Raw genomic sequence first — 14,451 nt, 5'->3', positions numbered from 1 at the left:
TGGTCGCAGGGCGCGCCGGAGCACACCGATCGCGGTGACGTCACGCGGTGGGTGCTCAGGTGGCGCGGCTGCTGCGGTCAGGCGGCGAGTTCGCCGGCCTGGAGCTGCCAGAGGGATGCGTAGAGTCCGTGCTGGGCGAGGAGTTCGTCGTGGGTGCCCTGTTCGGCCACGACGCCGCCCTTGTCCATGACGTAGATCCGGTCGGCGTGGCGGACGGTGGAGAGCCGGTGGGCGATCACGACCATGGTCCGCTCGGCGGCGAACCTCCGGAGCGTGCGCTGGATGGCGGCCTCGGTCTCGTTGTCCACGGCGGAGGTGGCCTCGTCGAGGATCACGACCGGCGCGTCCTTGAGGATCGCCCGCGCCAGGGCGATCCGCTGCCGCTGGCCGCCCGAGAGCGCGGCGCCGCGTTCGCCGATCAGGGTGTCGTAGCCGTCCGGCAGCGTCGCCACGAAGGCGTGCGCCTCGGCCATCATGGCCGCCTTGACCACGGCCTCGTCCGAGGCGCCGAAGCTGCCGTAGCGGATGTTGTCGGCGATGCTGCCGTCGAAGAGGAACGGGTCCTGGGCGACGAACCCGACCGCGTCCCGCAGGTCCCGGCGCGGCAGGTCGCGCACGTCGCGCCCGTCGAGCAGCACGGCACCGGACTCCGCGTCCTGGAAGCGCATCAGCAGCTTGGCGACGGTCGTCTTGCCGGAGCCGGTGGCGCCGACGAGGGCGGTGACCTGGCCTGCGGGAATGGTCAGCGAGAGGTCCTCCAGCACCGGCGGGCGGCCGGGGTAGGCGAAGGTCACTCCGTCGAGGACGATCTCGCCCCGCACCTTCCCGGTGTCGAGCGGTCCTCCGGTGCCCTCTGCCTCGACGGGCAGGGCCCGCAGGTGGTGGACCCGGTCGTAGGCGGCGAGCGTGCGCTGGTACTGGTCGACGATGCCGCCGAGTCGGTTCATCCGCAGCAGCACCATCTGGGGCAGCCCGATCAGCGGGCTGAACACCTCGAACGGCAGGCTGCCGTTGAGTACCGACCGGCCGCCGATCAGCAGGGTGCCGGCCATCGAGCTGGTCGTGCAGACCCGGACGGTCTCGGCGTGGCGGATCGTGCTCCGGTCGGTCCGCTCGTTGCTCTCCTGGGCCACCGCGCTCAGCCGGTCGATGCGCTCGGCCTCGTAGTCCTCGGTGCAGAAGCTCTTGACGGTGGCGCCGGCCTCCAGGCTGTTGACCAGCTGGCTGTGCAGCCTGGCCCGGTTCTCACCGGAGACGGCGTAGTCGGCCGTGACCTTCTCCTGGTAACGGAGCGACAGCCAGGCGATGACCGGGATGGGCAGGAACGCGATCCAGGCGATCTGCGGTGCCAGCAGCAGGAACACCGGCACCAGGATGGCCAGGCTGGTGCCCAGCTGGAGCACGTCGTTGGCCGAGGTGGTGAAGAAGGCGCCCAGCTGGCGGACGTCGTCGGTGAGCACGCCGGCGATCCGGGTGGTCCGTTCGCCTTCCAGGTGCCGCAGTTCGAGGTGCTGGACGTGATCGTACGTGCGGCTCCGCCAGTCGTGCTCGATGTCCTGGCCGAGTCGGCGCCACTGGAGGTTCGAGGAGTAGGAGAGGCCCGCGACGGCGGCACAAGCGACGGCCACCAGCCCTGCCAGGCCCCAGAGTTGGGCGGACGCGGTGGTCAGACCGATGCGGACCAACGGCGCGGCCTCGCCCTTGATGAGGACCAGAGCCGTCCAGCCGAGGAAGGTGGCGAGCGCCATCTCCGCGACCTGGCAGGCGACCGAGAGCGCGGAGGCGCGGAAGAGCCGGCGCCGGTGCGGTCCGACGACCTCCAGCAGGGGGTGGCGTTCGGTTCCGGTCCCGGCCGGCTCGCCGGCCGTGTCGGCCGTTCCGCGCCAGGCCTTCCGAAGGACGGCCACGGTCGCGGTCGCGACCCCGCCGAGTGCCACCAGTTGCCTGCTCAGCGCCGACCCCCGGATCAGCGCGACGCCGGCAGCCACCCCGCCGCCGACGGCGAGGACCGGTCGCACGACGAGGCCGCGGTCCGGGCGCGGGGCCGGTGCGGCGGGCCGCGCCGACGCCGGACTCACCGTCCCGGTCGGCCCCTGCACGACCAGGGCGACGGCCCTGCGGACGATCCGGCCGACGTCCACGGCGCGCACCCGCGCGTCGTGCCGGACGAGGACTCCACCGGTGACCGGACTCGCCTGCGCCTCGGTGATCCCGGGGACGCGCCGCAGGGCGGCGGCGAGGATCTCGGCCGTCCGGGGCCGTCCGAGGACCGGCTTGACGTCCCAGCGCTGGCGCCCCGGGATGACCGAGCGCGGGCGCACGTCCGAATCCACGGGAAGGTTCCCGGCTGCTGCGGCCAGCAGAGATGGCATGTGTACGATCACCTGTTTGCGGAGGTCGCGGATGGACCGTCATTGGGCATGACGGAGCACCGCGGCAAATGGAAAGTCTGAAGGGGAAAGCGATACGGCCGACGGGGCGGCGGTAGCTGCTCGGGCACATCTTCCGAGACCGTTCGAAACATGCGCCCGAGCGACTGATCGGTCCGCGGGGCGGAGCGTCAGGGAGTCTTGCCGGCGCCGACGGTCGCGGTCGCGCGGATCTTCGGGGCCCTCGACTCGTGCTCGACCCGGTGGACGGGCTCGGTCTTGTCCTTGTGCGGGACGGGGCCCTCGGCGGCCCGGTGGTGCTCGTCGGAGGTGATCTGCGCGGCCACCATGTCGGCGGCCACCTCGGCCGCGAGGTCGTGGATTCCCTCTCCGGCCTCATGGGCCGCCTTCTTCACCTCCATGGCGATGCCGACGGACGTCTTGACGACGCCACGGACCAGCGGCTTGAGGAGCCGCTTGGCCAGCGGCGCGACGATGAGGCCGATCAGGAAGGGCGGTACTACGGGCGGCATGATGCTCCAACCTCTCTACGCAGACGGATGACAGGGGACCCCGGGGGCACTGCGAACTCCGGAGCACACACAACAGGGCGGACGGAAGCACCCATGTCCGAAATTCTTCGTTCCCGTGCCGGATTCCCTGCTGGGCCGAAAATTCCTCTGGGGTCCACCGCCCGCTCCCTGGCCACCGTAGTCGAGCCAGGTCCACCGAGAGCAAACGTCCTTGGCGGAATTCACCCGTGCGAGTGCTTTAAATCCAATCCGCCTCCACGGGCTGGAATATGCATACTCACCAAATAAGCCAATTATCCTATTTAACTATCAGGTCCCGTCCTGGGCCCCTCGTTCCACCCGTCGGCGCAACACGGGGAACGGCAGCCCGCCACCACCCAGCACGGCCTCGTGGAAGGTCCGCACCTCGAAACCGGCCCCCTTCTCGGCCTCCGCCCGGGCCCGCAACCGAACGAACTCCAGGTAGCCCGCACGGTAGGACAGCGCCTGCCCGGGCAGGTCCGTCGAGTACCGCAGCAGGTCCGAGGCGATCTGGCCGTCCGCCTCGGTGGAGTTGGCGCGCATGAAGTCCCGGGCCTGCTCCAGGCTCATCGTCCCGAGGTTGAGCCCGGTGTCCACGACGAGGCGCTGCGCGGTGAATCGCTCCTGCGCAAGGCGCCCGTAGGCGTCCCAGGGGTCGTCGTAGAGGCCCATCTCCCAGCCGAGGCCCGCCGCGTACTCGGCCCAGCCCTCGTTGAAGGCGCCGAACTCGGCCACCTCACGACGCAGTTGCGGCAGCACGCGGTTCTCGGCCTGCCGGGCGAGGTGGAAGTGGTGCCCGGGGGCCAGCTCGTGGTGGATCAGGGAGGCCGCGCCGATCAGCGAGCGCCCTTCCAGACCGGAACCGTTGTAGCGGTAGCGCCCGATCGGGGCGGCCGGAGTGGGCAGCTCGTAGTACCCGAAGGTCATCCCCGCCTCCAGCGCCGGATCCAGCCGCGCCAGTCCGTACGGCGCGGCCGGCAGCACCGCGAACCAGCGCGGCAGCAGCGGGGCGAGCCGGTCGAGGTAGCCGCGATAGCGGGCCTCGACCTCCTCGGGAGTCCGCGCGTAGAGCCGGGGCTCGGTGCGCAGCCGCTCGTGGAACTCCCCCTCCGGGCCGTGGAATCCGAGGGCGACGCGGGCCTCCCGCATCCGCTCGGCGAGCTCCCGGCACTGCTCCCGGCCGAGCTCGTGGAGCCGCTCGGGCGGCGTGTCGCCCCCGCTGTGGATCCGGACGAACTCCCGGTACGCCTCCTCACCGCCTTCGTACCGGGCCCAGCCGACGACCTGCGGCGCCTCCCGCAGGTAGTCCGGGTCGTCGAGGACGGCGAGCAGGCCGTCGAAGGCCGGCAGCAACTCGGCTTCCACCAGCCGCCGCACGCCGCTCCGGACCCGTCCGCGCTCGGCCGGCCCCAACTCACCGAGCCGGGCCTCGTCCACCTCCACGCGCTCCGCCACCGACGCCCGCAGGCCCGCGAGGGTGGCGCGTACCCCGGGCAGGGCCGGAGCGGGCACCCGGAAGCCGCGCGCGGCCTGCCCCGCCGCCTTGTCACCGATCGAGCCGACCACCCGGGCCAGCTCGCGCACCAGCACCAAGTACCTTTCGGCGTCCGCTGGTTCGCCGAACCGGTGGCTCCGCAGGGCCGCGTCGACGTACTGCGACAGCGGGAACAGCCGGTACGGCGTGGCCGCGGGCGTCAGCCAGTAGCAGCGGTGGGCGCGCACCTCCTGCTCGGCTAACCCCGCGAGGAATCCGACGGTGTCGGCATCGGTACCGGACAGCTCCGCGCCGTCGAGCGTCCGCGCCCGGGCCAGCACCTCCTCGGCGAACCGCGCCCGTTCCTCGGCCTCGGCGGGCGACGCTCCGGGGAGCGTCTCGACCGGGAGCCCCTGGCGGACTCTCAGCAGTGGATCGCGCTCCAGCAGGAACTCCCAGTAGCGGTCCGCCAGATGGCTCGTCGCCCGGCCCGGCTCGTTCGTCCTCGCGCTCATGCGGCCAGTGTGGCGGTGCCGGGCCTGCCGCCCTGCCCGGTCGCCCGAAACAGCGGCCTCGGTATCCCCCGAACGGATGAGGCGGCGGGTTTCGCCCCCGACCCGTGCAGAAGGCGACCGCATCAACCGGAGCCCCGGGATGTCACCGTGCGCACGGACGTTCTGATGAGCTTACTTGTCCCCGGTCGGCGCGCCGGGAGGGTCGGCTGTGCGTGCGCCGCATCCGGTTTCCGGGATCGCGGCGCCCTCATCACCCGGACCGCCCGCCGTAGCGTGCTCGGCGACCCCTGCGCCTCCGGCCGCCGCCACACCGCCCCGGAGGTCCTGATCGCGCCCGAGCGGAGCACCGTCGCATGACCGTCACCCAGGACAAGCCCCTGCACCACCACACCGGCGCGGGGTTACCCGCCCCGTTCGCCGTCGCGGGGACCGGGGTGCACCTGCCCCCGACCGTCGTCACCAACGAGCAACTGACCCGCTCCCTCGACACCAGCGACGCATGGATCACCAGCCGCACCGGCATCCGTGAACGCCGCCGCCTGGCCCCGGACCTGGCCACCTCCGACATGTGCGTCGACGCCGCGCACCAGGCCCTGGACGCGGCGGGCACCGCCCCCGCCCAGTTGGACGCGGTGATCGTCGCCACCTACACCTGGGACCAGCCCCTGCCCTCCACCGCGCTGATCGTCAAGGACGCCCTGGGCGCCCACCGAGCCCTGTCCCTGGACGTCACCCAGGCGGCCTGCGCATCCGGCGTCCAGGCCGTACTGATCGCCGCCCACCTCCTCCAGAACCCTTCCATCACCACCATCCTGGTCCTCGCCGCCGACTGCGCCTCCAGGATCACCGACCCCACGGACCGCACCACCGGCGTCTTCTTCGGCGACGCCGCGGCCGCCGTCGTGCTCACCCGCTCCGAGACCGCGGGCGCGGGCCTGCTCTCCTACGACCTGGGCTCCCAGCTCTCCTACGACGTCCAGGTCCCGGCCGGCGGCTCCCGGCTGCCCACCAGCGCATCCACCCTGGCCGCCGGCGCCCACTACCTGCGCATGGACGGCCGCTCCGTCTGGAACACCGCCACCACCCGCCTGCCCGAGAGCATCACCAGCGCCGCCCGGCAGGCCGGCGTGCCGCTCGACGAGATCCGGCACTTCTTCCTGCACCAGGCCAACCTGAACCTCCTCACCGAAACCGTGAAGGCCATGGGCGTCCCTCAGGACCGCGTCCCCGTCACCGTCGACCGGCTCGGCAACACCGGATCGGCCGGCCTGTTCACCGCGCTCCACTCCACCGTCGCCGCGGGCGGCCTGCGACCGGGCGACACCTACGTCCTGTCCGGGATCGGCGCGGGCTTCCAGTGGGGCACCCTCTGCCTCCGGCACGCCTGACCCCGACCACCGTGCCACATTCGAACACTCTTACCGGGCAAGCGAGTTGACTCGCCAGTGGCAGAACTCGGTGGCACCATGACGGCCATGCCCCGTCGTACCCCGCCGCCCGTCCGGACGGCCGCCGCCACCGTCCTGGCCGCCGCACTGACCGTCACGGTGGCCGGCTGCGGGGGCGCGGCCCGTCCCTCGACGAGCACCCCGCTCGTCGAACACGGGACCGTCCGGATCGCCGCGTCCAGCGAGACGCCGAGCTTCGACCCGTACACGGCCTTCGGCGCGGCCCAGGCCCGCTACGCCTACGACTCGCTGGTCAACGTCTCCGCCGACGCCACCCTGGTCTCCGGCCTGGCCTCCTCCTGGGAGGCCACCACCACCACGGCCGTCTTCACCCTCCGCCCGGGGATCACCTGCTCCGACGGCACCCCCCTCACCGCCACGGCGGTCGCCCGCGCGCTGACCTACGCCGGAGACCCGGCCAACCAGCTCGCCGGCGCCCAGACCGTCCTGCCCAGCGTCCCGTACACCGCGAGCGCCGACGACGCGACCGGCACCGTGACGGCGACCACCACCACCCCCTTCCCGTTCCTCACCCGCACCATCGGCCTGCTGCCGATCGTCTGCCCCGCCGGCCTCGAGCGGCCCCGGACGCTGGACCGCTCCACCCGGGGCACCGGACCGTACGTGCTGACCCACTACACCCCGGGCGGGCCGTACGAGTTCACCGTCCGCGAGGGCTACACCTGGGGCCCGGCCGGCGCGACCACCGCGGAGCCCGGCCTGCCGGCCCGCCTCGTCATCTCGGTGGTGCCCCAGGCCTCCACCACCGCGAACCTGCTGCTCACCGGGGGCGTCGACATCGCGGACGTGAACGGGCCGGACCGCACCCGGCTCACCGGCCACGGCCTGTCCACCACCGACGTGGCGACCGTCGTCGGGATGACCTTCTTCAACCAGCGCCCCGGCCGGCCGCTGGCCGAACCGGCCCTGCGCCGGGCCCTGGTGTCCGCGCTCGACCGCCAGGGCCTCGCCAACGTCGCCGTCGGCGGCACCGGCACGCCCGCCACCGACTTCGGCGCCGAGGGCGCCGTCTGCCACGCCGACCTCGCGGCCGCGAACCTGCCCGCGCAGGACGCCACCGAGGCACTGCGCGCCGCCGGCTGGACCCGTGGCCCGGACGGCCGGCTGACCAAGGACGGCAAGCCGCTCCGGCTGCGCCTGATCACCAGCCCCGACCTCGGCCCCACGCTGTCACCCGTCGCCGAGCTGATGGCCCGGACCTGGACGGTGCTGGGCGCGGACGTCAAGCTGGTCACCGAGAGCCTGCCCGCGCTCGTCAACGCCATGTACCAGACCGGCGACTTCGACGTCGTGGTCGGCACCTCCCCCGGCTTCGCCCTGCCCGTCGGCTTCATCCCCTTCTTCTCCGGCCCGCCCCCCGCCCAGGGCCTCAACTTCGCGGGCGTGGCCAACCCCGAATACGACGCCCTGGTCGCCCAGGCCCTCCGGGAACCGGACACCGAAGGCTGCGCCACCTGGAACCGGGCCGCCGCCGCCCTCTTCCGATCGGCCGACGCCCTGCCGATCGCCGACGACCGGAGCAGCGTGTACGGGCGCAGCACCACCTTCGCCACCACCTTCGGCGGCCAGCTCGTCCCCACCAGCATCCGCCTGCACCGATGACCGGGGGAACCCGCGTGACCGTACCCCGCCGTTCGCCGCCTCTGCCGCATCTGCCGCGTCTGCCGCGGCACCTCATGCCCCGCCTCCTGCGGCACCCGTGGACGGCGTTCCTCGGCCGGCGCACCGCCCGGCTGCTCCTCTCGCTCGGGGTCGTGCTCACCGCATCGTTCGCGATGATCCGCCTGGTGCCCGGAGACCCGGTCCGCGCGGCGCTCGGCGTCGACGCCTCCCCCGCCCTGGTGGCCGCACGCCGGCACCAACTCGGGCTCGACGAACCCTTCCTGGCCCAGTACCGGCACTATGTCGACGGCCTCGTGCACGGCGACCTCGGCACCTCGCTGGTCACCTCGACACCGGTCGCGGAGCTCGTCCGCACCCGGCTGCCGGCCACCCTGGAGATCGCCGGCCTGGCCTTCCTCGTCACCCTCGCCGTCGCCCTGCCCGGCGGCCTGCTCGCCGCCGTCCGCACCCGGGACGGCCGGCATCCGCGCAGCGAACTGGCGTTCACCACGCTCACCGCCGGCCTGGCCGGGATCCCCGACTTCGTCCTGGCCGCCGGGCTCACCGCGCTGCTGGCCGTCGGCCTCCAACTGCTGCCGGTGGCCGGCACGGCGGGCGCCGGGTCCTTCGTCCTGCCGGTCCTCGCGCTCTCCGTGGCGCCCACCGCCGTCCTGGTGCGCATCGTCCGGGTGGAGGCGCTGAAGGTGCTGTCCGAGGACTACCTGCGCACCGCCCGCGGAAAGCGGCTGTCACCGCTACGCCGTTACCTACGGCACGCGGCGCCGAACATGGCCACCGCCGCGCTCACCGTCGCCGGAGGCCTGCTGCCCGCCCTGATCGCCGGCACCGTGCTGGTGGAGAAGGTCTTCGCCTGGCCCGGCATCGGTTCGGCCCTGGCGCAGTCCGTGAGCTCGCAGGACTACCCGGTGATCCAGGCGATGGTCCTGATCCTGGGCACGACCGTCCTGCTCGCCGCGCTCCTGGTCGACGTGCTGCTGGCGCTGCTCGACCCGCGCTCGACGATCCGGGAGAGCTGAGGTGCCGATGCCCCTTCCCACCAGGTACCTCCGCTCGCCCATGGCCTGGGCCGCCACCGCCATGCTGGCCTCTCTGATCGTGCTCGCGCTGGCGGGCCCGCTCGTCTGGGGCGCGGCGGCCGACCTGCCCGACCCCTCGGCGGTGCTCCAAGGCCCCTCCACTGCCCACCCCTTCGGCACCGACAACCTCGGACGGGACCTGCTCGCCCGGGTCCTGACCGCCACCCGGCCCTCCCTGCTGCTCGCGCTGGCCGCGACCGCGATCGGCGCGAGCACGGGCATCCTCCTCGGCGCGTCCACCGCCGTCGTCGGCCCCCGCGCCCGCCGCCTGCTCGCGGCACTGATCAACCTCCTGCTCGCCTTCCCCGCGCTCCTGGTCGCGCTCTTCCTCGCGGTCGTGTTCGGCGCGGGCGCGGCCGGGGCGATGCTCGCCCTCGCCGTCGCCGGTGTACCCGGCTTCGCCCGGCTCGCCCAGACCCTCGCCGCCGCCGTCGCGGGCACCGACCACCTGGCCTCCGCCCGGGTCCTCGGCCTGCGCCGGCACCGGCTGCTGTGGCGGCACGTCCTGCCCAACATCGCCGAACCGCTGCTGCTGAGCGCGACCACGGCGGCGGGCACCTCCCTGGTCGCGCTCTCCGGGCTGAGCTTCCTCGGCCTGGGCGTCCAACCGCCCGGCTACGACTGGGGGCAACTGCTCAACCAGGGGCTCGACCGGATCTACGCACAGCCGCTGCCCGCCCTCGCCCCCGGCCTGGCCATCCTCTACGCGGCGGTGACGTTCCAACTGCTCGGCGAGGTCCTGGCCGGAGGCGCCGCCCGGCGCAACCCGGCGGACCGTACGGACCGTACGCCCCGGCGACGGATCGCGCCGGGTGGGCCGAGCGGGCCGAGTGCGCCGAGCGGGCCGGGTGGGCCCGCCGAGGACGGCCTCGTCCTCCAGGTCGAGGAGCTGAGCGTCGAACTCCCCACCCCGGACGGCGTGATCCGGCCGGTCCGCGGGGTGAGCCTCTCCCTGCGGCCGGGCGAGATCGTCGGACTCGTCGGCGAGTCCGGCTCCGGCAAGTCGCTCACCGCGCTCGCGATCGCCGACCTGCTCCCCGAGCGCGCCCGGGTCTCCCACCGCACCCTCCGGCTGCTCGGCGCCGACCTGGACGCCATGACGCCGAAGCAGCGCGACCAGCACCTCGCGACCGGCCTGGCGATGGTCTTCCAGAACCCGGCCACGGCACTCAACCCGTCACTCCGGATCGCCACCCAGCTCACCGAGGCACCCCGCACCCATCTCGGCACGAGCCGCACCCAGGCCCTGCGCGATGCCGCGGACGCCCTGCAACGGGTGGCCCTGCCCCCCGCCCTGCTACGGTCACGCCCCCACCAGCTCTCCGGCGGCCAGCGCCAGCGCGTGATGATCGCCGCCGGCCTGATGATGCGGCCCGGCCTGATCATCGCCGACGAACCGACGACCGCCCTCGACACCACCGTGCAGCGGCAGATCACCGAACTGCTCTCCGACCTGCGGCGGGACACCTCCGCCGCCGTCCTGTTCATCAGCCACGACATCGCGCTCGTGAGCGGATTCTGCGAACGCGTCCTGGTGATGTACGCGGGCTCCGTCGTCGAAACCCTCCCCGCCGACCGGCTCGCCACCGCCGCCCGGCACCCCTACACCCGGGCCCTGGTCGCCTCGGTACCGGACCTCACCGCGGACCGCGACCGGCCGCTGCCCACCGTGGCGGGCGCGCCGCCCGACCCGATCGCACCCGCCCCGGGCTGCCCGTTCGAGCCCCGCTGCCCGTACCGGCAGGACCGCTGCGCCCGGGAGGCTCCGCAGCTGGACGACGTCGACGCGCTCCAGCGGGTCGCCTGCTGGTACCCCCCGCCGGCGCCGGCAGAGACGGACCGGGCGACGGAACATACGGAACATCAGGTGGAGGCGGACCCGTCATGACCAGCCTGCGGCTCTGCGACCTCACCGTCCGCCACCACGGCCCGCGCGGCCCCGTCACCGCCGTGGACCGCGTCTCACTGGAGGTCCCGGCCGGCACCACGCTCGGGCTCGTCGGCGAGTCCGGCTCGGGGAAGTCGACCCTGGCCCGCGCGATCGTCGGGCTCGCCCCCGTGCACGGGGGCCGGGTCCTCGTCGACGACCAGGACGTCCGGGTCCGTACCGTCCGTGCCCGGCGCCGGCTCGGCCGCCTGGTCCAGATCGTCCTCCAGGACCCGGACACCGCGCTCGACCCCCGGATGACCGTCCGCCAGACCCTCGTCGAGGCCGCCACCGTCTTCCAGTGGCTCGACCGGCACGCCCGTACCGAGCGCGTCGCCGCGCTGCTCGACCTCGTCGGACTGGACCCCCGGCTCGCCGGCCGCCTGCCCCGGCAGCTGTCCGGCGGCCAGCGCCAACGGGTCGCCGTCGCCCGCGCCCTGGCCGTCGGACCCGGACTCCTGATCGCCGACGAGATCACCTCGGCACTCGACGTCTCGGTACAGGCGTCCGTCCTCAACACGATCCGCGAACTCCGGCAACGGCTCGGCCTGTCCATGCTGTTCATCGGCCACAACCTGCCCGCGGTCTGCTACGTCTCCGATACGGTGGCGGTGATGCAGCGCGGCCGGATCGTCGAAACGGGCCCCACCGACGCCCTCCTGCGCGACCCGCAGCACCCCTACACGCGCGAGCTCCTCGCCGCCGTCCCCCGCCTGTCCGGCCCACCGCCCTCCCGGAGGTCCCGATGACCGTCGACCGACCCGACGCGGTGGTGGTCGGGGCCGGGGTGATCGGCACCGCCGTCGCCCTCGAACTCGCCCGCACCGGACGGCAGGTGGTCGTGGTGGACAAGGCCGGCGCGGCCGGCCACGGATCGACCGGCGCGTCCAGCGCGATCGTCCGGTTCAACTACTCCACCTTCGACGGCGTCGCCACGGCCTGGGAGTCCCTCCACCTGTGGGCGTCCTGGCCCGAGCACCTCGGGCTCACCACCGACCGCCGCCCGCTCGCGGCCTTCCGCCGCACCGGCGCCGTGCTGCTCGACGCGCCCTTCCCCGAACCCGCCGACACCGCGGCCCTGTTCGACCTGGCCGGCGTCCCGTACGAACGGTGGGACACCGCGACCCTGCGCGGGCGCCTGCCCGGGATCGACGCCGGGCGGTACTGGCCGCCGAAGCCCGTGGACGACGACGCCTTCTTCGACGGCCCGGCCGGTGAGCTCGGTGCCCTGTTCACCCCGGACGCCGGGTTCGTCGACGACCCGCAGCTCGCGGCCCAGAACCTCGCCGACGCGGCGGGCGAGCTGGGTGCGCGTTTCCTGTTCCACCGCACCGTGGTGGCCGTCGACCGGCACGCGGACCGCGTGGCAGGCCTCCATCTGGCCGACGGGGCCCGGATCGCCGCGCCGGTCGTGGTCAACGCCGCCGGCCCGTGGTCGGGAGGCCTCAACCGGCTGGCGGGTGTCGGCAGCGACTTCACCATCGGTGTACGCCCCCTGCGCGAGGAGGTCCACCAGATCGCCGCGCCCGACAGCTCCACCACCCGCCTCACCAGCGGCCCCACCGCCCGCCCCGGGCCGGTTCCGGTCGTCGCCGACCTCGACCTCGGCACCTACCTGCGCCCGGTTGCCGGGGGCCGCCTGCTCATCGGCGGCACCCAGCCGGCCTGCGACCCACCGGAGTGGATCGACGACCCGGACGAAGCCGACCCGCGCCCCACCGCCCACCGCTTCCGGACCCAGGTGACCCGCGCGGCCCGCCGCTTCCCCGGGATCACGGTCCCCAGCCGGCCCGTCGGCGTCGCGGGCGTGTACGACGTCGCCGACGACTGGACCCCGATCTACGACCGCACCGCCCTCGACGGCTACTACGTCGCCATGGGCACGAGCGGCAACCAGTTCAAGAACGCACCGCTGGTGGGCCGCTACCTCGCGTCCCTGATCGACCTGGTCGAGGCCGGCCACGACCATGACGGCGACCCGGTCCGCTACCGCTGCGAGCACACCGGCAACGTCGTGGACCTGGGCGCGTTCTCCCGCCGCCGCCCGGTCCGGACCGGCTCCGCCCGCACGGTCATGGGCTGAGGGTGCGCAGTTCGCTCACCAGATCCGAGACCACCCCGACCACGAACCCGGGCTCCTCGGTCGGGAAGTCATGGCCGGTTCCCGTCGGCGTGTGCACCACCCGGGACGCGGTCGACGCCGCCAGGTAGCGGGTCCGGGCCCCGAGGTAGAAGCGCGCCATCCGCTCGGCCTCGGCGGCGTCCCCGGCGGCGGCCAGCACCGTCTCCCCGCCCGTGAGGTCGCGGGGTATGACCAGCACCAGCGGCAGGTCGCCGAGGTCCCCGTCGTAGACCACGGTCTCCCAGCCCACCTCCGCCAGGCCGACGGGCGAGAGCTCCGCGAAGATCGACGCGGCGGCGCAGTACTGGCCGGTCCGACTGTCCCGGCCCCGGCCCCGGTGAACACCGAACAGGTGCCGCACCGCCGTCAGCAGGAACTCCCGGCGCATGCCCGCGACCAGCCGATTGGGCGGCGCGAAGGCGATGACCTCCAGGGGCGTCGGATCCAGCAGCACGAGTCCGGCCACCACGTCCGGCCGCCGCCTGGCGGCATTCGCGACCAGCAGCCCGCCGAAGGAATGGCCGACGAACACGTACGGGGCCCGCTCCCCCGCCGCCTCCAGCGCGGCCACCAGCTCCTCCGCCTCGGCCGCCGTCGTCCTCGGGAAGGGCCCGACGTCACTCCAGCCCGAGCCGAACCGGTCGACCAGCACCGAGCGGGTCCGGGCCGCCATCATCGCGTGCAACTGCCCGAACTCCTCGCCCGGCGCGTGCCCGCCCGGCATCCAGACCACCGTCGGCCCATCCCCGGCAACCCCCTCGGCGAGGACGTGCATCCGGCGTCCGCCCACCCCCACCAGCCGCCCCGGCGCCCCGCCCGCCCCCGCGCCCCGGCCGACCAGCACCAGATGCCGCACCGCGCCGACCGCCAGTACCACACCCACAGTCACCACTAAGCACCCGAGTGCCACCAGCCATCCCGCACCGCCCCCGACCAGCCCGACCCCCACACCCACCACCAGCACCGCGACCGGCACTCCCGCCCAGTCCCGGCTCAGCGACGCGAGCAGGGCATCCGCCACCCGTCCGTTCCGGCGCATCGGTCCTCCACGGCATCCGAGAGGCGACCTCTCCCCCTGTTCTTCCCCCATCCCCCCACTCCGACGCGCCCACACGAACACACATTCGACATGGCAGGCCCTGCCCGCCCTGCGCCCCACCCACCGCGCGCCCCGCCGCCGTGTCGCTGCCCATCGGAGAGGAGCCGGCCACCAGGCCACATCTCCACAAATGCAAAGAACCCCCATCCGGTTTCCCGGATGGGGGTTCTCTGTGAATGATTGTTCGGCGGCGTCCTACTCTCCCACAGGGTCCCCCCTGCAG

10 protein-coding genes are annotated in these 14,451 nt (G+C 73.7%); 6 read left to right on the top strand and 4 right to left on the bottom strand.

The genetic code is table 11. The features are described from left to right. Positions 1 to 77: 77 nt before the first annotated feature. The 3 genes from ACIP37_RS34795 to ACIP37_RS34785 form a co-directional block, all read right to left on the bottom strand. Complete coding sequence (locus tag ACIP37_RS34795; protein WP_400812226.1) at positions 78 to 2,372, bottom strand: ATP-binding cassette domain-containing protein; 2,295 nt, start codon at positions 2,370 to 2,372, stop codon at positions 78 to 80. 188 nt (positions 2,373 to 2,560) lie between these two features. Then, positions 2,561 to 2,902: a DUF5132 domain-containing protein gene (locus ACIP37_RS34790; RefSeq protein ID WP_363587269.1), complete on the bottom strand. Its 342-nt coding sequence runs from the start codon at positions 2,900 to 2,902 to the stop codon at positions 2,561 to 2,563. A gap of 309 nt (positions 2,903 to 3,211) precedes the next feature. After that, a complete protein-coding gene (locus tag ACIP37_RS34785) occupies positions 3,212 to 4,912 on the bottom strand; it encodes a DUF885 domain-containing protein (protein ID WP_400812225.1) in 1,701 nt (566 codons plus the stop codon). A 353-nt stretch (positions 4,913 to 5,265) separates the two neighbouring features. On the opposite strand from ACIP37_RS34785, the gene ACIP37_RS34780 reads away from it, so the two are divergent. The 6 genes from ACIP37_RS34780 to ACIP37_RS34755 all read left to right on the top strand — a co-directional run bounded on the left by ACIP37_RS34780 (position 5,266) and on the right by ACIP37_RS34755 (position 13,090). Then, positions 5,266 to 6,300 carry a beta-ketoacyl-ACP synthase 3 gene (locus ACIP37_RS34780; protein ID WP_363587271.1) on the top strand — a complete coding sequence of 345 codons (1,035 nt, stop codon included), beginning with the start codon at positions 5,266 to 5,268 and terminating at the stop codon, positions 6,298 to 6,300. An 87-nt stretch (positions 6,301 to 6,387) separates the two neighbouring features. Further along, on the top strand, positions 6,388 to 7,983 hold the full coding sequence (locus tag ACIP37_RS34775; protein ID WP_400812223.1) for an ABC transporter substrate-binding protein: 1,596 nt from the start codon (positions 6,388 to 6,390) through the stop codon (positions 7,981 to 7,983). 74 nt (positions 7,984 to 8,057) lie between these two features. Next, entirely contained in the window at positions 8,058 to 9,020 is a 963-nt protein-coding gene (locus ACIP37_RS34770) for an ABC transporter permease (RefSeq protein ID WP_363587273.1), read from the top strand. Between the two features lie 7 nt (positions 9,021 to 9,027). Then, positions 9,028 to 10,968, top strand: coding sequence for a dipeptide/oligopeptide/nickel ABC transporter permease/ATP-binding protein (locus tag ACIP37_RS34765; RefSeq protein WP_400812221.1), 1,941 nt, complete (start codon positions 9,028 to 9,030; stop codon positions 10,966 to 10,968). Next, positions 10,965 to 11,756 (top strand): ATP-binding cassette domain-containing protein, encoded by a 792-nt coding sequence (locus ACIP37_RS34760; RefSeq protein WP_363587275.1) that lies wholly within the window; start codon positions 10,965 to 10,967, stop codon positions 11,754 to 11,756. Before ACIP37_RS34765 ends, ACIP37_RS34760 begins: the two co-directional genes overlap by 4 nt. Next, entirely contained in the window at positions 11,753 to 13,090 is a 1,338-nt protein-coding gene (locus ACIP37_RS34755) for an FAD-dependent oxidoreductase (RefSeq protein ID WP_363587276.1), read from the top strand. The genes ACIP37_RS34760 and ACIP37_RS34755 overlap by 4 nt, the downstream gene beginning before the upstream one ends. On the opposite strand, the gene ACIP37_RS34750 is transcribed toward ACIP37_RS34755, so the two are convergent. After that, positions 13,080 to 14,168 (bottom strand): alpha/beta fold hydrolase, encoded by a 1,089-nt coding sequence (locus tag ACIP37_RS34750; RefSeq protein ID WP_400812219.1) that lies wholly within the window; start codon positions 14,166 to 14,168, stop codon positions 13,080 to 13,082. The genes ACIP37_RS34755 and ACIP37_RS34750 overlap by 11 nt on opposite strands. Positions 14,169 to 14,451 lie beyond the last annotated feature (283 nt).

Origin of the sequence: Kitasatospora sp. NPDC088861, from assembly GCF_044750105.1 — a bacterium.
Lineage (GTDB): Bacteria > Actinomycetota > Actinomycetes > Streptomycetales > Streptomycetaceae > Kitasatospora.
The sequence above is the reverse complement of the archived record's forward strand: the minus strand, read 5'-3'. Positions and strand labels throughout refer to the sequence as shown.

Coding starts and splice junctions, on each gene's coding strand:
- ACIP37_RS34795 (WP_400812226.1), bottom strand. CDS start 2,372: ATGCCATCTCTGCTGGCCGCAGCAGCCGGGAACCTTCCCGTGGATTCG.
- ACIP37_RS34790 (WP_363587269.1), bottom strand. CDS start 2,902: ATGCCGCCCGTAGTACCGCCCTTCCTGATCGGCCTCATCGTCGCGCCG.
- ACIP37_RS34785 (WP_400812225.1), bottom strand. CDS start 4,912: ATGAGCGCGAGGACGAACGAGCCGGGCCGGGCGACGAGCCATCTGGCG.
- ACIP37_RS34780 (WP_363587271.1), top strand. CDS start 5,266: ATGACCGTCACCCAGGACAAGCCCCTGCACCACCACACCGGCGCGGGG.
- ACIP37_RS34775 (WP_400812223.1), top strand. CDS start 6,388: ATGCCCCGTCGTACCCCGCCGCCCGTCCGGACGGCCGCCGCCACCGTC.
- ACIP37_RS34770 (WP_363587273.1), top strand. CDS start 8,058: ATGCCCCGCCTCCTGCGGCACCCGTGGACGGCGTTCCTCGGCCGGCGC.
- ACIP37_RS34765 (WP_400812221.1), top strand. CDS start 9,028: ATGCCCCTTCCCACCAGGTACCTCCGCTCGCCCATGGCCTGGGCCGCC.
- ACIP37_RS34760 (WP_363587275.1), top strand. CDS start 10,965: ATGACCAGCCTGCGGCTCTGCGACCTCACCGTCCGCCACCACGGCCCG.
- ACIP37_RS34755 (WP_363587276.1), top strand. CDS start 11,753: ATGACCGTCGACCGACCCGACGCGGTGGTGGTCGGGGCCGGGGTGATC.
- ACIP37_RS34750 (WP_400812219.1), bottom strand. CDS start 14,168: ATGCGCCGGAACGGACGGGTGGCGGATGCCCTGCTCGCGTCGCTGAGC.